15 protein-coding genes are annotated in these 14,888 nt (G+C 69.8%); 12 read left to right on the top strand and 3 right to left on the bottom strand.

All coding sequences use genetic code 11. From position 1 onward, the window contains the following. Nucleotides 1–115 precede the first annotated feature (115 nt). Nucleotides 116–1,018: a tRNA (adenosine(37)-N6)-dimethylallyltransferase MiaA gene (miaA, locus tag ACN6M5_RS06235; protein ID WP_434952329.1), complete on the top strand. Its 903-nt coding sequence runs from the start codon at nucleotides 116–118 to the stop codon at nucleotides 1,016–1,018. A 2-nt stretch (nucleotides 1,019–1,020) separates the two neighbouring features. Further along, nucleotides 1,021–1,902: a diaminopimelate epimerase gene (gene dapF, locus ACN6M5_RS06230; protein ID WP_168689690.1), complete on the top strand. Its 882-nt coding sequence runs from the start codon at nucleotides 1,021–1,023 to the stop codon at nucleotides 1,900–1,902. Nucleotides 1,903–1,939: 37 nt separating this feature from the next. On the opposite strand, the gene ACN6M5_RS06225 is transcribed toward dapF, so the two are convergent. After that, the gene (locus tag ACN6M5_RS06225; RefSeq protein ID WP_434948916.1) at nucleotides 1,940–2,554 is read right to left on the bottom strand and encodes a class I SAM-dependent methyltransferase; all 615 of its coding nucleotides are present in this window, start codon (nucleotides 2,552–2,554) and stop codon (nucleotides 1,940–1,942) included. 57 nt (nucleotides 2,555–2,611) lie between these two features. Here ACN6M5_RS06225 and hflX point away from each other — a divergent pair, with 57 nt between their 5' ends. Beyond that, a complete protein-coding gene (gene hflX / locus ACN6M5_RS06220) occupies nucleotides 2,612–4,147 on the top strand; it encodes a GTPase HflX (protein ID WP_434948915.1) in 1,536 nt (511 codons plus the stop codon). A gap of 28 nt (nucleotides 4,148–4,175) precedes the next feature. On the opposite strand, the gene ACN6M5_RS06215 is transcribed toward hflX, so the two are convergent. Further along, complete coding sequence (locus ACN6M5_RS06215) at nucleotides 4,176–4,718, bottom strand: DUF1003 domain-containing protein (RefSeq protein WP_434948914.1); 543 nt, start codon at nucleotides 4,716–4,718, stop codon at nucleotides 4,176–4,178. A gap of 320 nt (nucleotides 4,719–5,038) precedes the next feature. On the opposite strand from ACN6M5_RS06215, the gene ACN6M5_RS06210 reads away from it, so the two are divergent. The 3 genes from ACN6M5_RS06210 (at nucleotide 5,039) to ACN6M5_RS06200 (ending at nucleotide 8,834) form a co-directional block, all read left to right on the top strand. Continuing rightward, nucleotides 5,039–6,034: a methylenetetrahydrofolate reductase gene (locus ACN6M5_RS06210; protein WP_434948913.1), complete on the top strand. Its 996-nt coding sequence runs from the start codon at nucleotides 5,039–5,041 to the stop codon at nucleotides 6,032–6,034. Then, a complete protein-coding gene (gene metE / locus ACN6M5_RS06205; protein WP_434948912.1) occupies nucleotides 6,031–8,388 on the top strand; it encodes a 5-methyltetrahydropteroyltriglutamate--homocysteine S-methyltransferase in 2,358 nt (785 codons plus the stop codon). Before ACN6M5_RS06210 ends, metE begins: the two co-directional genes overlap by 4 nt. A gap of 95 nt (nucleotides 8,389–8,483) precedes the next feature. Further along, on the top strand, nucleotides 8,484–8,834 hold the full coding sequence (locus tag ACN6M5_RS06200) for a metallopeptidase family protein (RefSeq protein ID WP_434948911.1): 351 nt from the start codon (nucleotides 8,484–8,486) through the stop codon (nucleotides 8,832–8,834). Nucleotides 8,835–8,927: 93 nt separating this feature from the next. Here the strand turns inward: ACN6M5_RS06200 and lexA are convergent, their stop codons facing one another. Next, nucleotides 8,928–9,647, bottom strand: coding sequence for a transcriptional repressor LexA (gene lexA / locus ACN6M5_RS06195; RefSeq protein ID WP_434948910.1), 720 nt, complete (start codon nucleotides 9,645–9,647; stop codon nucleotides 8,928–8,930). A gap of 235 nt (nucleotides 9,648–9,882) precedes the next feature. Between lexA and ACN6M5_RS06190 the strand changes: the two genes are divergently transcribed. The 6 genes from ACN6M5_RS06190 to ACN6M5_RS06165 all read left to right on the top strand — a co-directional run bounded on the left by ACN6M5_RS06190 (nucleotide 9,883) and on the right by ACN6M5_RS06165 (nucleotide 14,848). Further along, nucleotides 9,883–10,251 carry a LysM peptidoglycan-binding domain-containing protein gene (locus tag ACN6M5_RS06190; protein WP_434948909.1) on the top strand — a complete coding sequence of 123 codons (369 nt, stop codon included), beginning with the start codon at nucleotides 9,883–9,885 and terminating at the stop codon, nucleotides 10,249–10,251. Nucleotides 10,252–10,857: 606 nt separating this feature from the next. Continuing rightward, entirely contained in the window at nucleotides 10,858–11,961 is a 1,104-nt protein-coding gene (locus tag ACN6M5_RS06185) for a histidinol-phosphate transaminase (protein WP_434948908.1), read from the top strand. Next, nucleotides 11,958–12,560 carry an imidazoleglycerol-phosphate dehydratase HisB gene (hisB, locus tag ACN6M5_RS06180; protein ID WP_085370384.1) on the top strand — a complete coding sequence of 201 codons (603 nt, stop codon included), beginning with the start codon at nucleotides 11,958–11,960 and terminating at the stop codon, nucleotides 12,558–12,560. The genes ACN6M5_RS06185 and hisB overlap by 4 nt, the downstream gene beginning before the upstream one ends. Continuing rightward, nucleotides 12,557–13,189: an imidazole glycerol phosphate synthase subunit HisH gene (gene hisH, locus ACN6M5_RS06175; RefSeq protein ID WP_085370383.1), complete on the top strand. Its 633-nt coding sequence runs from the start codon at nucleotides 12,557–12,559 to the stop codon at nucleotides 13,187–13,189. Before hisB ends, hisH begins: the two co-directional genes overlap by 4 nt. Nucleotides 13,190–13,245: 56 nt before the next feature. Further along, nucleotides 13,246–13,992: a bifunctional 1-(5-phosphoribosyl)-5-((5-phosphoribosylamino)methylideneamino)imidazole-4-carboxamide isomerase/phosphoribosylanthranilate isomerase PriA gene (gene priA, locus ACN6M5_RS06170; RefSeq protein ID WP_434948907.1), complete on the top strand. Its 747-nt coding sequence runs from the start codon at nucleotides 13,246–13,248 to the stop codon at nucleotides 13,990–13,992. Then, nucleotides 13,976–14,848, top strand: a complete 873-nt coding sequence (locus ACN6M5_RS06165) for an SseB family protein (RefSeq protein WP_434948906.1) — start codon at nucleotides 13,976–13,978, stop codon at nucleotides 14,846–14,848. The genes priA and ACN6M5_RS06165 overlap by 17 nt, the downstream gene beginning before the upstream one ends. Nucleotides 14,849–14,888: the final 40 nt, after the last annotated feature.

The raw sequence follows: 14,888 nt of genomic DNA, 5'->3' as shown, positions 1-14,888 counted from the left end.
GCCGGTGCCGTCCGCCGACGGCGGAGCGACGCCTGCGCTGACCGCGGCCGCCGTGTCCGCGCCAGCACCGAACACCGCACCGACACCGGGCGCCGCACCTTCCGCATCCACCCCCATCGTCGCCATCGTGGGGCCGACCGGCACAGGCAAGACCGACCTCTCGCTCGCGTTGGCCGAGCGGCTGCTGGCCGACGGGCGCGGGGCGGAGATCGTCAACGCCGACGCCATGCAGCTCTACCGGGGCATGGACATCGGCACCGCGAAGATCGGGCAGGGGGAGTGGCGGGGCATCCCGCACCACCTGTTCGACGTGCTCGACGTCACCGACGAGGCCACCGTCGCCCGCTACCAGCCGGAAGCGCGCGCGACCGTCACCGGCATCCTGGATCGCGGCAACGTGCCCATCCTCGTCGGCGGGTCCGGGCTGTACGTGTCGAGCGTCATCTACGACTTCCGGTTCCCCGGCACCGACCCCGAACTGCGCGCACAGCTCGAAGCCGAACTCGCAGCCCACGGGCCCGGGATGCTCTACCGCCGCCTGCTCGACGCCGACCCCGCCGCCGCGGCGAACATCGGTCCGAGCAACGGGCGGAGGCTGGTGCGCGCTCTGGAGGTCGTCGCGCTCACCGGCGAGCCCGTCAGCGCCTCCCTGCCCGACGAGCCCGTGCCCTGGCGGCCGTCCACCATCATCGGGCTCGCCGCCCCGCGCGACGAACTCACCGCGCGACTGGATGCGCGCGTCGAGCGGATGTGGCAGGCGGGGCTCCTCGACGAGGTCGAGGCCCTCATCCCGCTCGGCCTGGAGCGCGGCGTCACCGCGAGTCGCGCCATCGGGTACGCCCAGGCGCTCGCGGAACTGCGCGGCGAACTCACCCGCGCGGAGGCGATCGCCCAGACGCAGCAGCTCACCCGGCGGTATGCGCGGAGGCAGGTCAGCTGGTTCAAACGGTACCCGCGCATCCACTGGCTGGACTACGACGACGAGAATCTGACCGCCGCGGCGCTCGGTAGGCTGTGAGCATGGCGACAACCCTCCACTTCACCAAAGGTCAGGGCACGGGAAACGACTTCGTGCTGTTCTCCGACCCGGACGGCCAGGTGAACCTCACCCCCACGCAGATCGCCGAGATCTGCGACAGGCACTTCGGGATCGGCGCGGACGGGATCATCCGCGCCGTGCGGTCGAAGCACCTGCCGGAGGGCGCGGAAGCGCTGGCGGAGGACGACGGCGCCGAGTGGTTCATGGACTACTACAACGCCGACGGGTCGCCCGCGGAGATGTGCGGCAACGGCATCCGGGTGTACGTGCGCTACCTGATCGCCTCCGGGCTGGTCGAACTCGCCGACGGAGACACGCTCGCGATCGGCACCCGCTCCGGCGTGCGCGATGTGCAGCGTAACCTCACCGGGTTCCAGGTGGATCTCGGCCGCTGGGCGCTCGACGGCGGAGAGCCGCTGGTGCGGGCGAAAGAACTTCCGGTCGCGCGGCCGGGGCTCGGGATCGACATGGGCAACCCGCACGTCGTGGTCGCCGTGGCCGACGAGTCCGAGCTGGAAGCCGCCGACCTCAGCTACATCCCGCACATCGAGCCGGAGCCCGTGGACGGCGCGAACGTCGAGTTCGTCGTGCCGCACGAGCCGCTCGTGGTCGACGGCGTCGGACGCATCCGGATGCGCGTGCACGAGCGGGGGAGCGGAGAGACGCTGTCCTGCGGCACGGGCGCGGCTGCTGCGGCGCTGGCCGTGCGCTACTGGGCAGGCCAGGGTGCGCCCAACCAGTGGCGCGTGGATGTTCCCGGCGGCACGGTGGGCGTGCGCATGTTCGCGACGGAGGACGGCGAGCACGTCGCCCTCTCCGGTCCGGCCGAACTCGTCTACACCGGCACGCTCGACCTCGCCTGACCCGCACTCAGAGCCGGAGGGGTCGCGGCGCGGGGCGTCAGTCGGCGGAACGGCGGGCGCGGAGGACGCGGTAGCCCTTGGAGGTGGCCGCGCGGGTGGTGGTCAGGTCGGGGAAGGTGGCCTGCATCCAGCGGTGCAGCGAGTCGGAGCCGAGGTTGCGCTGCACGACGAGCCACGCGTCCGAGCCGGGCTCGAGGCGCGGGAGCCAGCGCTCCAGGAGGTTGTGCAGCTCGTTCTTGCCCACCCGGATGGGCGGATTCGACCAGATCGTCGTAAAAAATACATCATCGGGAACATCATCCGGCGTGGATGTGTTTACATTGGTGAGTCCGAGCTTCTGAGCGTTCCTGCGCACCACGTCCAACGCTCGGGTATTGACATCGACGGCCCAGACGGTCGCGTGAGGGGATTCGAGAGCAAGTGTGAGAGCCACAGGCCCCCAGCCGCATCCGAGGTCCAACAGCTGACCGCCGGGCGGCGCGGAGGGGACATGGTCGAGGAGCACTCGCGTACCCGTGTCAACGCGCTCGGGGCTGAAGATTCCGTTCGCCGTCGTCAACTCGTAGGTCTGTCCAGCGAGACGGACCGTGATCGGGCGAAGCTTCAGTTCACTCTCGGGCGCCGGGGAAAAGTAGTGATCTCCGCTGGCCATAAGAGGACCGTACAGGACGCTAACAAACTAGGGTTAACCCAGATGCAGGATTTTCAGATGAATGAACATGTGAGCACGGATCAGGTCACGGACGACACGCGCGACGACGACGTCGTCGCCCGCGTCCTCGCCAGTGCGGAGAGCCGTGCAGGAATGACGCTGTTCGGCGGCGGCGCGCAGGCGCTGCAGACCGAGCACACCGACGATGCCGGGCACGACGGCGACCAGTTCGACCGCGAGGAGCGGGCAGCGCTGCGCCGCGTCGCCGGGCTGTCCACCGAGCTCGAAGACGTCACAGAGGTCGAATACCGGCAGCTGCGGCTCGAGAACGTCGTCCTCATCGGCGTGTACTCACAGGGCACGCTGCAGGATGCGGAGAACTCGATCAGGGAGATGGCCGCCCTGGCGGAGACGGCGGGCGCCGTGGTGCTCGACGGTCTGCTGCAGCGGAGGCCGCATCCCGACCCCAGCACCTACCTCGGCAAAGGCAAGGCGCAGGAGCTCGCCGGGATCGTCGCTGCGCTCGGCGCAGACACGGTCATCGCGGACACCGAGCTGGCCCCGAGCCAGCGGCGCGCGCTCGAAGACGTGGTGAAGGTGAAGGTGATCGACCGCACGGCCGTGATCCTCGACATCTTCAGCCAGCACGCCAAGAGCCGGGAGGGCAAGGCGCAGGTCGAGCTCGCACAGCTCGAATACCTGCTGCCGCGTCTGCGCGGCTGGGGTGAGTCGATGTCCCGCCAGGCCGGTGGCCAGGTGGGTGGCGCAGGCGCCGGTATGGGGTCGCGTGGTCCTGGTGAGACGAAGATCGAGCTGGACCGCCGCCGCATCCACACCAGGATGGCGAAGCTGCGCAAGCAGATCGCCGGGTTCAAGCCGGCGCGCGAGGCGAAGCGGGCGAACCGCAACCGCAACTCGGTGCCGTCGGTGGCCATCGCCGGATACACCAACGCGGGCAAGTCGAGCCTGCTCAACCGCATCACCAAGGCGGGCGTGCTCGTCGAGAACGCGCTGTTCGCGACGCTGGATGCGACCGTGCGCAAGTCGGTGACCGCCGACGGCCGCCTGTACACGCTGGCCGACACCGTCGGCTTCGTGCGCAACCTGCCGCACCAGCTGGTCGAGGCGTTCCGCTCCACGCTGGAAGAGGTGGCGGAGTCCGACGTGATCGTCCACGTGGTGGACGGCTCGCATCCAGACCCCGCCAGTCAGTTGGCGACGGTGCGGGATGTGATCGGCGAGGTGGGAGCGCGCGAGCTGCCGGAGATCGTGGTCTTCAACAAGTCCGACCTGGTCTCACCGGACGACAGGCTGGTGCTGCGCGGACTCGAGCCGGGCGCGATCTTCGCATCGGCACGCACGGGTGAGGGGATCGACGAGATCCTGGCCGCCATCGCGCGCCTGCTGCCCGACCGCTCCGTCGAGGTCGACCTGGTCGTCCCGTACGACCGCGGCGACCTCATCTCGGCGCTGCACGAGCGCGGGCGCGTCATCTCCACGGACTACGTGGAAGACGGCACCAGGGTCAAGGCCAAGGTGATGCCCGAATACCTATCGGTGTTCGAGGCGTTCGCCGTGGAGCAGACCGCCTGACGTCGGGACGCGTCACGAAGCCGGGACGTCACGAAGCCGGGACAGGGCCATCCTGTCCCGGCTTCGGCGTTTCCGGGGCCGTCGGAACCGTCGGCGCCGACAGGGTGTCCGCGAGGACGCGCGCGTGGAGCTCGAGCGTGAGCTGGTGGATCGCGCGCGTCAGCTCGGTGTTCTCCTCCAGCAGCTTCTCCTGCGCCGTGTAGTCGTGGTCGGCCTTGGCCTGCTGGAACGCCGCCTGCCGGTTCTGGCCGATCATCACGAACGTGGACAGGAAGATCGCCTCGAGCGACACGATCAGGGTCAGCGTCGGCCACGGATTCTTCTCCAGCGCGAGCATCCACACGGCGAACAGCGCGATGTGCAGGTAGACGAACATCATCGACCCGGCGAACGCGGTGATCGCGTCGGCGATCCGCAACTGCCAGCTGGATGCGCGGCGCTGCGCCTCCGCGAGCACCGAGGGGTGCAGCCGTGCGGCATCCCGGGTGGCCAGCAGTCTCGCGGGCCGCAGGACGGGCGGCAGGTGCGGCCGGGACGCCGGGGTTTTCGGGACGGTGCTCTGCTGGGACATGGTCGGAACCTCACGCTGTTCGGGCGGGGATGTCCCGCTCTGCAGCGAGCGTATGCGCTCCGACGGCCGCCGAATCTGCGGTGTCTCACACGTTCGATCGTCACACGATGACACAGAACGGCGACACCGGGACCAAAGGGTTGTAGATTGCCATTCAACCGCAGCGGGCACCCGCTCGGTGGTGCGACAGCCGAGCCCGGCACCCGCCCGCGAACCACCTCACCGACCGGATTCCGCCGGGCGGCGGGGTCCCACCTTGACCGAGGCGGGCGCGGCCCCGGGCGGGGTTCAGCGTCACACCACCGACACCAGAGGACGCCATGAGCTGTACGGACGCGCGGTTCTCCTTCGAGCTGTACCCGCCGCGGAATGCGCGCGCCGCCGAGGCGCTGCCCGCGACGATCCAGAAGCTCGCGGCCGCGCATCCGGACTTCATCTCCGTCACGTACGGCGCGAACGGGTCGTCCCGGTCGTCGTCGCTCGACGTGCTGCGCTACATCCTCGACCACACCGACGTGAGCCCGATGGCGCACCTCACCTGCGTCGGCTCGTCGCACGCGGAGGCGGCCCAGCTCATCCGGGAGTTCCTGGATGCGGGCATCCGGCGGTTCCTCGCGGTGCGCGGCGACCCGCCCGCCGACCTGGCGCCGGGGGAGACCGGCCTCGGCGATCTGCACAGCTCCGCCGAACTGGTGCAGCTCATCCACCGGGTGCAGGCGGAGCGGGTGCCGTACGGCGAACTGCCCGTGCCCGGCCTGCCGGCGAGCACGGTGCTGTCGCACCGCGAGCACGTGCAGATCGCGGTCGCGGCGTTCCCGAACGGCCACCCGACGTCGCACGGCGTCAGCCAGGACATCGACACCCTCCTCGCCAAGCAGGCGGCGGGCGCGAACCTCGGCATCACCCAGCTGTTCTTCCACCCGGAGGACTACCTCGGCTTCGCGCAGAAGGCCCGCGATGCCGGAGTGCTGTTCCCGATCCTGCCCGGCATCATGCCGGTCACCAGCCCGGCCAGGCTCAAGCGGATGCTCGAACTGAGCGGGGAGGACCTGCCGAGCGAGCTCGCGATCCAGCTCGAGGTCGAGCCGACGGAGGAGGGGCAGCGGGAGATCGGGATCGCCTGGGCGACCGACTTCGCGCAGAAGCTGCTCGACGGGGGCGCGCCGGGCATTCACCTGTACACGTTCAACCAGCACGAGGCGGTGCTGTCGGTGCTGGAGCGGGTGGGGCTGCTCGGGGCGGCCGCGCCCGTGCAGCAGACCACGACGACCACCACGACCACCGACGCCAGCACGACCGAAAGGGAACCAGCATGACCGACACCACTCCCCGCATCCCGTTCCCCACGGGGACGATCATCGGCTACCCGCGCATCGGGCGCCGCCGTGAGCTCAAGAAGGCCGTCGAGAGCTTCTGGGCGGGAACGATCACCGCCGACGAGCTCGAGGCGACGGCTGCAGACCTCCGCGCCGCCACCAGGGACCGGCTCGCCGCGCTCGGCCTCGGCCGCGATGACGCATCCATTCCGGAGAGCTTCAGCTACTACGACCAGGTGCTCGACGCCGCGGTCACCGTCGGAGCCATCCCGTCCCGGTTCGCCGCGCTCGCGGACGCCGACGGGTCCGTCGACCTCGCCGGATACTTCACGATCGCCCGCGGAGAGGGCGAGAACGCGCCGCTGGAGATGACCAAGTGGTTCGACTCCAACTACCACTACCTCGTGCCGGAGATCGGGCCGGAGACCGAGTTCCGGCTCGCGTCCGACCGCATCGTGCGCGAGTTCGAGGAGGCGAAGGCCGCGGGCTTCGTCACGCGTCCGGCGATCGTCGGGCCGGTGACCTTCCTGCTGCTCAGCAAGGCGAGCGACGAGGCGCCCGAGGGCTTCCGTCCACTGTCGCGCCTCGGCGACCTGCTGCCGGTCTACGCCGAGCTGCTGTCGCGCCTCGCCGCTGCCGGTGCACCGTGGGTGCAGCTCGACGAGCCTGCGCTCGTGAGCGAGTCCATCGACGAGCCGCGGGATGCGGTGCTCGCCGCCCTGGCGACCGCGTACGACACGCTCGGCGCGGTGCCGGGCCGTCCCGCCCTGTTCGTCGCAGCGCCGTACGGCAGCCTCGACGACGCGCTCCCGGTGCTCGCCGCCTCCCCGGTCGAGGCGATCTCCCTCGACCTGGTGCGCGGGGCCGTGCCGCGCGGGCTCGACGCTGCGACCGCATCCGGGCTGTCGGGCAAGACCGTCGTCGGCGGCGTGGTCGACGGGCACAACATCTGGCGCGGAGACCTGGAAGCCGCGTTCGGCACCCTCACCGAACTGCTGTCGCTGAGCCCGGACGTCGCCGTCTCGACCTCCACCTCGCTCCAGCACGTTCCGCACGACGTGGACGACGAGCCGGAGCTGTCCGACCAGCTGAAGAGCTGGCTGGCGTTCGCCGACCAGAAGGTCGCGCAGGTCGCAACGCTGGCGCGCGGGCTGGTGGACGGCCACGAGGCCATCCAGGAGGAGCTGAGCGCCGCCTCCGCCGCCCTGGCCGACCGTGCTGCGGCTCCGGGCGTGCGCGTACCGGCAGTGCGTGAGCGCGAGGAGGCGCTGACGGAGGCCGACTTCGCCCGCGGAGAGTACGCCGACCGGCTGGCCGCCCAGGATGCAGCCCTCGGGTTGCCGTTCCTGCCGACGACCACCATCGGGTCGTTCCCGCAGACCGGCGACATCCGCCGCTCGCGTGCGCAGTTCGCCAAGGGACTCATCACCGAGGCCGAATACCTGGGCAGGATGCGCGACGAGATCAAGCGCGTCGTCGACCTGCAGGAGGAGATCGGCATCGACGTCATCGTGCACGGCGAGCCCGAGCGCAACGACATGGTGCAGTACTTCGCCGAGAACCTGGACGGGTTCGCGGTGACGCAGAACGGCTGGGTGCAGTCGTACGGCTCGCGCTGTACGCGCCCCTCCATCCTCTGGGGTGACGTGTCGCGGCCGAAGCCGATCACCGTGGAGTGGTCGACGTACACGCAGAGCCTCACGCCCAAGCCGGTCAAGGGCATGCTGACCGGGCCGGTGACGATCCTCGCCTGGTCGTTCGTGCGCGACGACCAGCCGCTCGGCGAGACGGCGCGGCAGGTGGCGCTGGCGCTCCGCGACGAGATCGCCGACCTGGAGGCCGCGGGCATCCGGGTGGTGCAGGTGGACGAGCCTGCCCTGCGCGAACTGCTGCCGCTGAAGAAGTCCGACCACGCCTCCTACCTGGACTGGTCGGTCGGATCGTTCCGGCTCGCGACCTCCGGCGTGCGCGACGAGACGCAGATCCACACGCACCTCTGCTACTCGGAGTTCGGCGTGGTCATCGACGCGATCCGCAACCTGGATGCGGACGTCACCAGCATCGAGGCGGCCCGGTCGCGCATGGAGGTCGTCCACGACATCCAGAGCTCCGGGTTCGAGCACGGCATCGGCCCGGGGGTGTACGACATCCACTCGCCGCGCGTGCCGTCGGTCGCCGAGGTGACCGAGCTGCTCGAGACCGCGCTCGGGGCGATCCCCGGGCGGCAGCTGTGGGTGAACCCGGACTGCGGGCTGAAGACGCGCGGCTACGACGAGACCGTCGCGTCGCTGCGCAACATCATCGAGGCGACGCGTGCCGTGCGCGCCTCCGCGTCGGCGCCGACTCCCGCGTAGCACGTTCGCTTCTGAGCCCGGGGTTTTTCGCCGCAGTCTGTTCGTCTGCGGCGAAAAACCCCGGGCTCTGTCGCGTGCGGGGCGAGGATGGGGGAATGGTGGAGATTGGCGCTGACGCGTTCGAGGCACTGGTGGGAGAGGTCTTCGATGCGCTTCCGGCCGACATGGTCGAGCCGCTGGAGAACGTCGCGATCCTGATCGAGGACCAGCCTCCCGGCGCGCGGCCGCGCCTCTACGGGTTGTACAGCGGGCATCCACTGACCAGGCGCGGCGTGTACGGTTTCGGCGAGCTGCCCGACCGGATCACCCTGTACCGCAACAATCTCGCGGCGAACGTGTCGACGATGGATGCGCTGCGCGCCAGGGTGCGCGTCACCCTCGTCCACGAGATCGGCCACTACTTCGGCCTCGACGACGCCCGCCTCCAGGAACTCGGCTGGGCCTGACGCCGCGCCCCACAAACAATCGAGTCCGAAGTTATTCACGCGCCACGCCGGTGGCGAGGGTGAACAACTTCGGAGTCGATTGTTTGGGGTGGGTCAGACGGCGCGGAGGACGGCGACGACTTTGCCGAGGACTTCGGCGTAGTCGCCCAGGATGGGTTCGAAGTTGGAGTTGCGGGGGAGCAGCCAGGTGTGGCCGTCGCGCTGGCGGAAGACCTTGACCGTTGCCTCGTCGTCGAGCATGGCCGCGACGATGTCGCCGTTCTCCGCCGTCTTCTGGGTGCGGACGACCACCCAGTCGCCGTCGCAGATGGCCGCGTCGATCATCGACTCCCCGACGACCTTCAGCATGAAGAGCTCGCCGTTGCCGACCAGCTGGCGGGGGAGAGGGAAGACCTCTTCCACCTGCTGTTCGGCGGTGATCGGGACACCGGCGGCGATACGGCCGACCAGAGGCACCATCGCCGCGTCGCCCACGGGCGTCTGGTTCTCGTAGTCGACGGACTCGGACGAGTTGGACGGCAGGTCGATCAGGATCTCGAGCGCGCGCGGCCGGTTGGGGTCGCGGCGCAGGTATCCGCTCAACTCGAGCTGGTTGAGCTGGTGCGTGACGCTCGACAGGGAGGAGAGCCCGACGGCGTCTCCGATCTCGCGCATGCTCGGCGGATAGCCGCGCTGGCTCACCGAGCGCTGGATGACGTCGAGGATGGCCAGCTGCTTGTCGCTCAGGTTCTTACGTCTGCGCGTGCCTCCGCGCTCGCGTGCTCCCTGGTTGTCGTTCGCCACGGTCGTCCCTTTCGTGACCCGTCTGCGCATCCGGCCGGCCCGAATGTCGGTGGTGCCTGGTTGAGTGAAGTCCAGACAATCGAAACTGTATCCACGATGCAGGGCTAAAACAAACATGTGTTCGAGCGTGTCTCGAAATCGCCCGGATGTTTTCGCCACTGAATCACGGTTGTGGTTTCGAACATTCGAAGATATATTCGGAACACAGCTTCGCATCCGGCCTGCCGGCCAAGCACCGGGTGCGGAATCTTAGGAGGTCAACAGCATGAGCACAGCAACGGTCACGATGTCGTCGTCGCAGTTCCAGACGCCCGCCGGCGCTCGCACGCGCCTGCGTCTCACGCGCCGTGGGCGCGCGGTCCTCACCACGGTCGCCTCCGTCCCGCTCATCGTCGGGGCCCTGGTCTTCGCCCTCAACGGCGGGGGAGCCCTCGCCTCCGGCGACCAGGCCCACGTACGCTTCCAGTACGTCACGGTCGAGTCGGGCCAGTCCCTGTGGAGCATCGCCGAGAAGGTCGCGCCGAGTGCCGACCCCCGCGACGTGATCGCCAGCATCGTCTCCCTGAACCAGCTCGACACCGCGGTCGTCTCGCCCGGGCAGCAGCTCGCGATCCCGTCCCAGTACGCGAAGTAGGGGCCGCACGCGAAGTAGTCCGTACGCGAAGTGGGCCCCCTTTCGAGAAGTAGTCCGTGCGCCAAGTAGTTCCCCTTTCGCGAAGTAGTCCGTACGCCAAGTAGTTCCCCTTTCGCGAAGTAGTCCGTACGCGAAGCAAAGAAGGGGGCCTTCGCGAAGTTGCGGCGGAGGCGTGAGCGAAGTTGCGGCGGGGCCGTCCGCTCCTGGGTGCCCGCGGGGGTGGGGATCTACGCGACTGTGGGGATCGTGCTGGAAGGCTGCGATGGGTGCCACGCCGGGCGTCGCTCGCACGGAACGTGTGGCAACGTGGGCCGCGTTCTCCGCTTGAGCGGAGGCGCTGGCGGCGTGTCTCAGCAGGGTTCCGTTTGAGCGGAGAAAGTGGGCGCCGAATGGGCGGAATGGGCCGTAGGGCAGCGCGTGCGACGGGGATCCGCTCATACGGAACTTTTGGCGGTCGTGCGCGTATTCTCCGTGTGGGCGGAGGGGCTGGCGGCGTGTCGGCGGGGGACTCCGTTTGAGCGGATGGATGCGCGCGGTGGGTTGCGGAGCTGCCCGGGCCCGTGCAGTCCGGCGTCACGCGGCTCGCGGCGTGACTAGCATTGATGGGTGACCTCTCTTTCCGATCTGCCGATTCGTGATGACCTGCGGGGGAAGACCCCGTACGGAGCGCCCCAGAAGGTCGTTCCCGTGGCGTTGAACGTGAACGAGAACACGCATCCGGTGCCCGCAGACGTTGCCGCCGACATCGTCGCCCGCATCTCCGCCGCGATGGGGAGCGTCAACCGCTACCCCGACCGGGAGTTCACCGAGCTGCGCGAGAGCTTCGCGCGGTACCTCGGGCACGGGCTCACCGCCGAGAACATCTGGGCGGCGAACGGGTCCAACGAGGTGCTGCAGCACATCCTGCAGGCATTCGGCGGTCCGGGCCGCACCCTGCTCGGGTTCTCCCCGACGTACTCCATGTACCCTCTCCTCGCATCCGGAACAGGCACCGGCTGGATCGCCGCCGCCCGCGACGACGAGTTCGAGCTCTCCGCCGAGACCGCGGCCGAGCAGATCCGGCGGGAAGACCCGGACATCGTGATCCTGTGCTCGCCGAACAACCCGACCGGCACGCCGCTGTCCCTCGCGACCATCGAGGCCGCATACGAGGCCGCGCGCGGCATCGTGATCGTGGACGAGGCGTACGCCGAGTTCATGCCGGACGGCGAGCAGACGGCGCTGAGCCTGCTGCCGGGGCGTCCACGGCTGCTGATCTCGCGCACCATGAGCAAGGCGTTCGCGTTCGCCGGCGCGCGCGTCGGGTACCTCGCCGCCGATCCTGCCGTGGTGGATGCGCTCCGCCTCGTCCGCCTGCCGTACCACCTCTCCGCGCTGACCCAGGCCGCCGCCGTCGCTGCGCTCGCCCACTCCGCCGAGATGCTGGCGATGGTCGGCGAGATCCGCACCCAGCGCGACCGGCTCGTCACCGAGCTCGCCCGGCTCGGCTACCAGCCGCACCGCAGCGGAAGCAACTTCGTGCTGTTCGGCGGCGTCGCCGACCCGCACGCGACGTTCGAAGCGCTGCTCGAACGCGGGGTGCTCATCCGGGATGTCGGCATCCCGAACCACCTGCGGGTCACGGCGGGCACCGAGGAGGAGACCACCGCTTTCCTCGACGCTCTCGCGGCGCTCGGGCGTCCGGGCGCCCCGGTAAACTCGCTGTCATGACGAATCGCATCGCCACCCTGCAGCGGGAGACCAGCGAGTCCAGCATCGAGCTGAGCATCGACCTCGACGGCACGGGCGCCACGGACATCGAGACGTCCGTGCCGTTCTACGACCACCTGCTGACGGCGTTCGCGAAGCACTCGCTCACCGACCTGCGGGTGCGCGCGAGCGGTGACACCGACATCGACGTGCACCACACCGTCGAAGACATCGGCATCGTCCTCGGTCAGGCCATCAAGCAGGCGCTCGGCGACAAGCGCGGCATCTCCCGGTACGGCGACGCCCTCGTCCCGCTCGACGAGGCGCTGGTGCAGGCCGTCGTCGACATCTCCGGACGTCCGTACCTCGTGCACACCGGCGAGCCCGCCGGGTTCGAGTTCCACCTCATCGGCGGCCACTTCACCGGGTCGATGGTGCGCCACGTCTTCGAGGCCATCTCGTTCAACGCTGCCATCACCACGCACATCACCGTCGTCGGCGGGCGCGACCCGCACCACATCGCGGAGGCCGAGTTCAAGGCGTTCGCGCGCGCGTTCCGCCAGGCCAAGGCGCTCGACCCGCTGATCACCGGCATCCCCTCCACCAAGGGGGCGCTGTGACGAAACCCGATGTCGTCGTCTTCGACTACGGGACGGGCAACGTCCACTCGGCCGTCAAGGCGCTCGAAGAGGCCGGTGCGAATGTCGAGCTGACGGGTAACCGCAAGCGAGCCCAGGAGGCGGACGGGCTGCTCGTTCCCGGTGTCGGCGCGTTCGCCGCCGTCATCGACGCGCTGCGCGCATCCCACGGCGACGAGGTCGTCGACAGGCGCCTCGCCGGCGGACGGCCGGTCCTCGGCATCTGCGTCGGCATGCAGGTGCTGTTCGAGCACGGCGTCGAGCACGGCCTCGAAACCGAGGGGCTCGGCGAATGGCCGGGCACGGTCGACCTGCTGAAGGCCGACGTGGTGCCGCACATGGGCTGGAACACGGTCGACGCTCCGGAGAACTCCGCGCTGTTCGACGGGCTGCACGACGAACGGTTCTACTTCGTCCACTCCTACGCCGCGCAGGACTGGACCCTGGATGTGGTCCCGCCGTTCCCGAAGCCGCGTGTCACCTGGGCCACGCACGGCCAGCCGTTCATCGCGGCCGTCGAGAACGGGCCGCTGAGTGCGACCCAGTTCCACCCGGAGAAGTCCGGACGCGCGGGCATCCAGCTGCTGCGCAACTGGATCGGCACCCTCTAAGCCGACAGGCAACACCCCGAGCCCGCGCGGACGCGCGGACCCAACCGAGGAAGATCATGAGCGAATTCAACAACACCCCCCGGCTCGTCCTGCTGCCGGCGGTCGACGTGGCCGACGGCAAAGCGGTGCGCCTGACCCAGGGGGAGGCCGGTTCGGAGACGAGCTACGGCGACCCGGTCGACGCGGCAGCCGAGTGGGCGGACCAGGGCGCGGAGTGGATCCACCTGGTCGATCTGGATGCGGCGTTCGGCCGGGGCGACAACCACGCCATCCTGAAGAAGGTCATCAAGCAGGTCCGCGGCGTGAACGTGGAACTCTCCGGCGGCATCCGCGACGACGCCTCCCTGGAGTCGGCGCTCGAGATCGGTGCGAAGCGCATCAACCTCGGCACGGCGGCGCTCGAGAACCCCGAGTGGGCGGCGAACGTGATCGGCCAGTACGGCGAGGCCATCGCGGTCGGCCTCGACGTGCGCGGAACCACCCTCGCGGCCCGCGGCTGGACCCGCGACGGCGGCGACCTGTGGCAGGTCCTCGAGCGCCTCGAAGACGCGGGATGCGCCCGCTACGTCGTCACCGACGTCACCAAGGACGGCACACTCCGCGGCCCCAACCTCGACCTGCTGCGCGAGGTGATGGACCGCACGGCACGCCCGGTGGTGGCGTCCGGCGGCATCTCCAACCTCGACGACATTGCCGCCCTGCGCGAACTGGTTCCGCGCGGGCTCGAAGGCGCGATCGTCGGCAAGGCCCTCTACGCCGGCGCGTTCACGCTGCCCGAGGCGCTGGATGTCGCAGGGAACTGAGCCGGGCGACGGGCCGGGCTCCGACCACGCATCCACGGGCCCGAGCGCGAAGGGCGCCGCGCGGCTGAGCGGCTTCGCGGCGCAGCTGGCGGCCGACGCCGGTCGTCTGGCGGACTCGGCGGGCCAGCCGTGGGAGGGCCGGGAGTTCGACGACAACGCGTTCGGCGACGACGACGGCAGCGCGCCTCCCGCATTGCTCGGTGCGCTGGCAGCGTTCCGCGCCGGCGAGGTGGGTGCGGAGGCCGTCGTGGACGCCGTGCGCGCGTCGCGGTTGCTGATCCCGCTGATGGCGCGGCTCGGCGAGAGCGACACCACCGACGACGGCCTGCTGATCGACAAGACCCAGGAACTCGCCATCGTGACCGTCGCCGGTCCGGACGGACGCACCGTGCTGCCCGTGTTCTCCTCGGTGACCGCGATGCAGACCTGGAACAGGGATGCGCGTCCCGTGCCGGCAGACGGGATGCGCGTCGCGCTCGCCGCCGCCGCGGAGGACACCGAGCTGGTCGTGCTCGACCCGACCTCGGAGACCGAGTTCGTGCTGCGGCGCCCAGCGCTGTGGGCGATCGCGCAGAGCCGCCCCTGGCTGCCGAGCGACCGCGACCCGGAGGTGTTCACGGCGTTCACCGCCTCCATCGGGTCGGAGCTCGGCGTGCACGACATCGAGCTGATCGCGGGCGACCCCGGCGCTCGGCTGGCGGGAGAGGAACTGGTCGTGCGCCTCACGCTCTCCGCCGGGCTGACCAGGGAGGAACTGGATGCGGTCCTCGGCCGGCTCGCTCAGCGCTGGGCCGCCGACGACGTGATCGCGACCCGCGTGGACTCGCTGCGCGTGCAGCTGCGCGCCGCCGACTGACGCGAGCCGCAGGAAGCGCCGCGCGGGTCCTCCCGCACGG

The organism is Leifsonia araucanica, assembly GCF_051161895.1.
Classification (GTDB): Bacteria; Actinomycetota; Actinomycetes; order Actinomycetales; family Microbacteriaceae; genus Leifsonia.
Note: the sequence above shows the minus strand (reverse complement) of the source record. Positions and strands in the feature narration are given on the sequence as shown.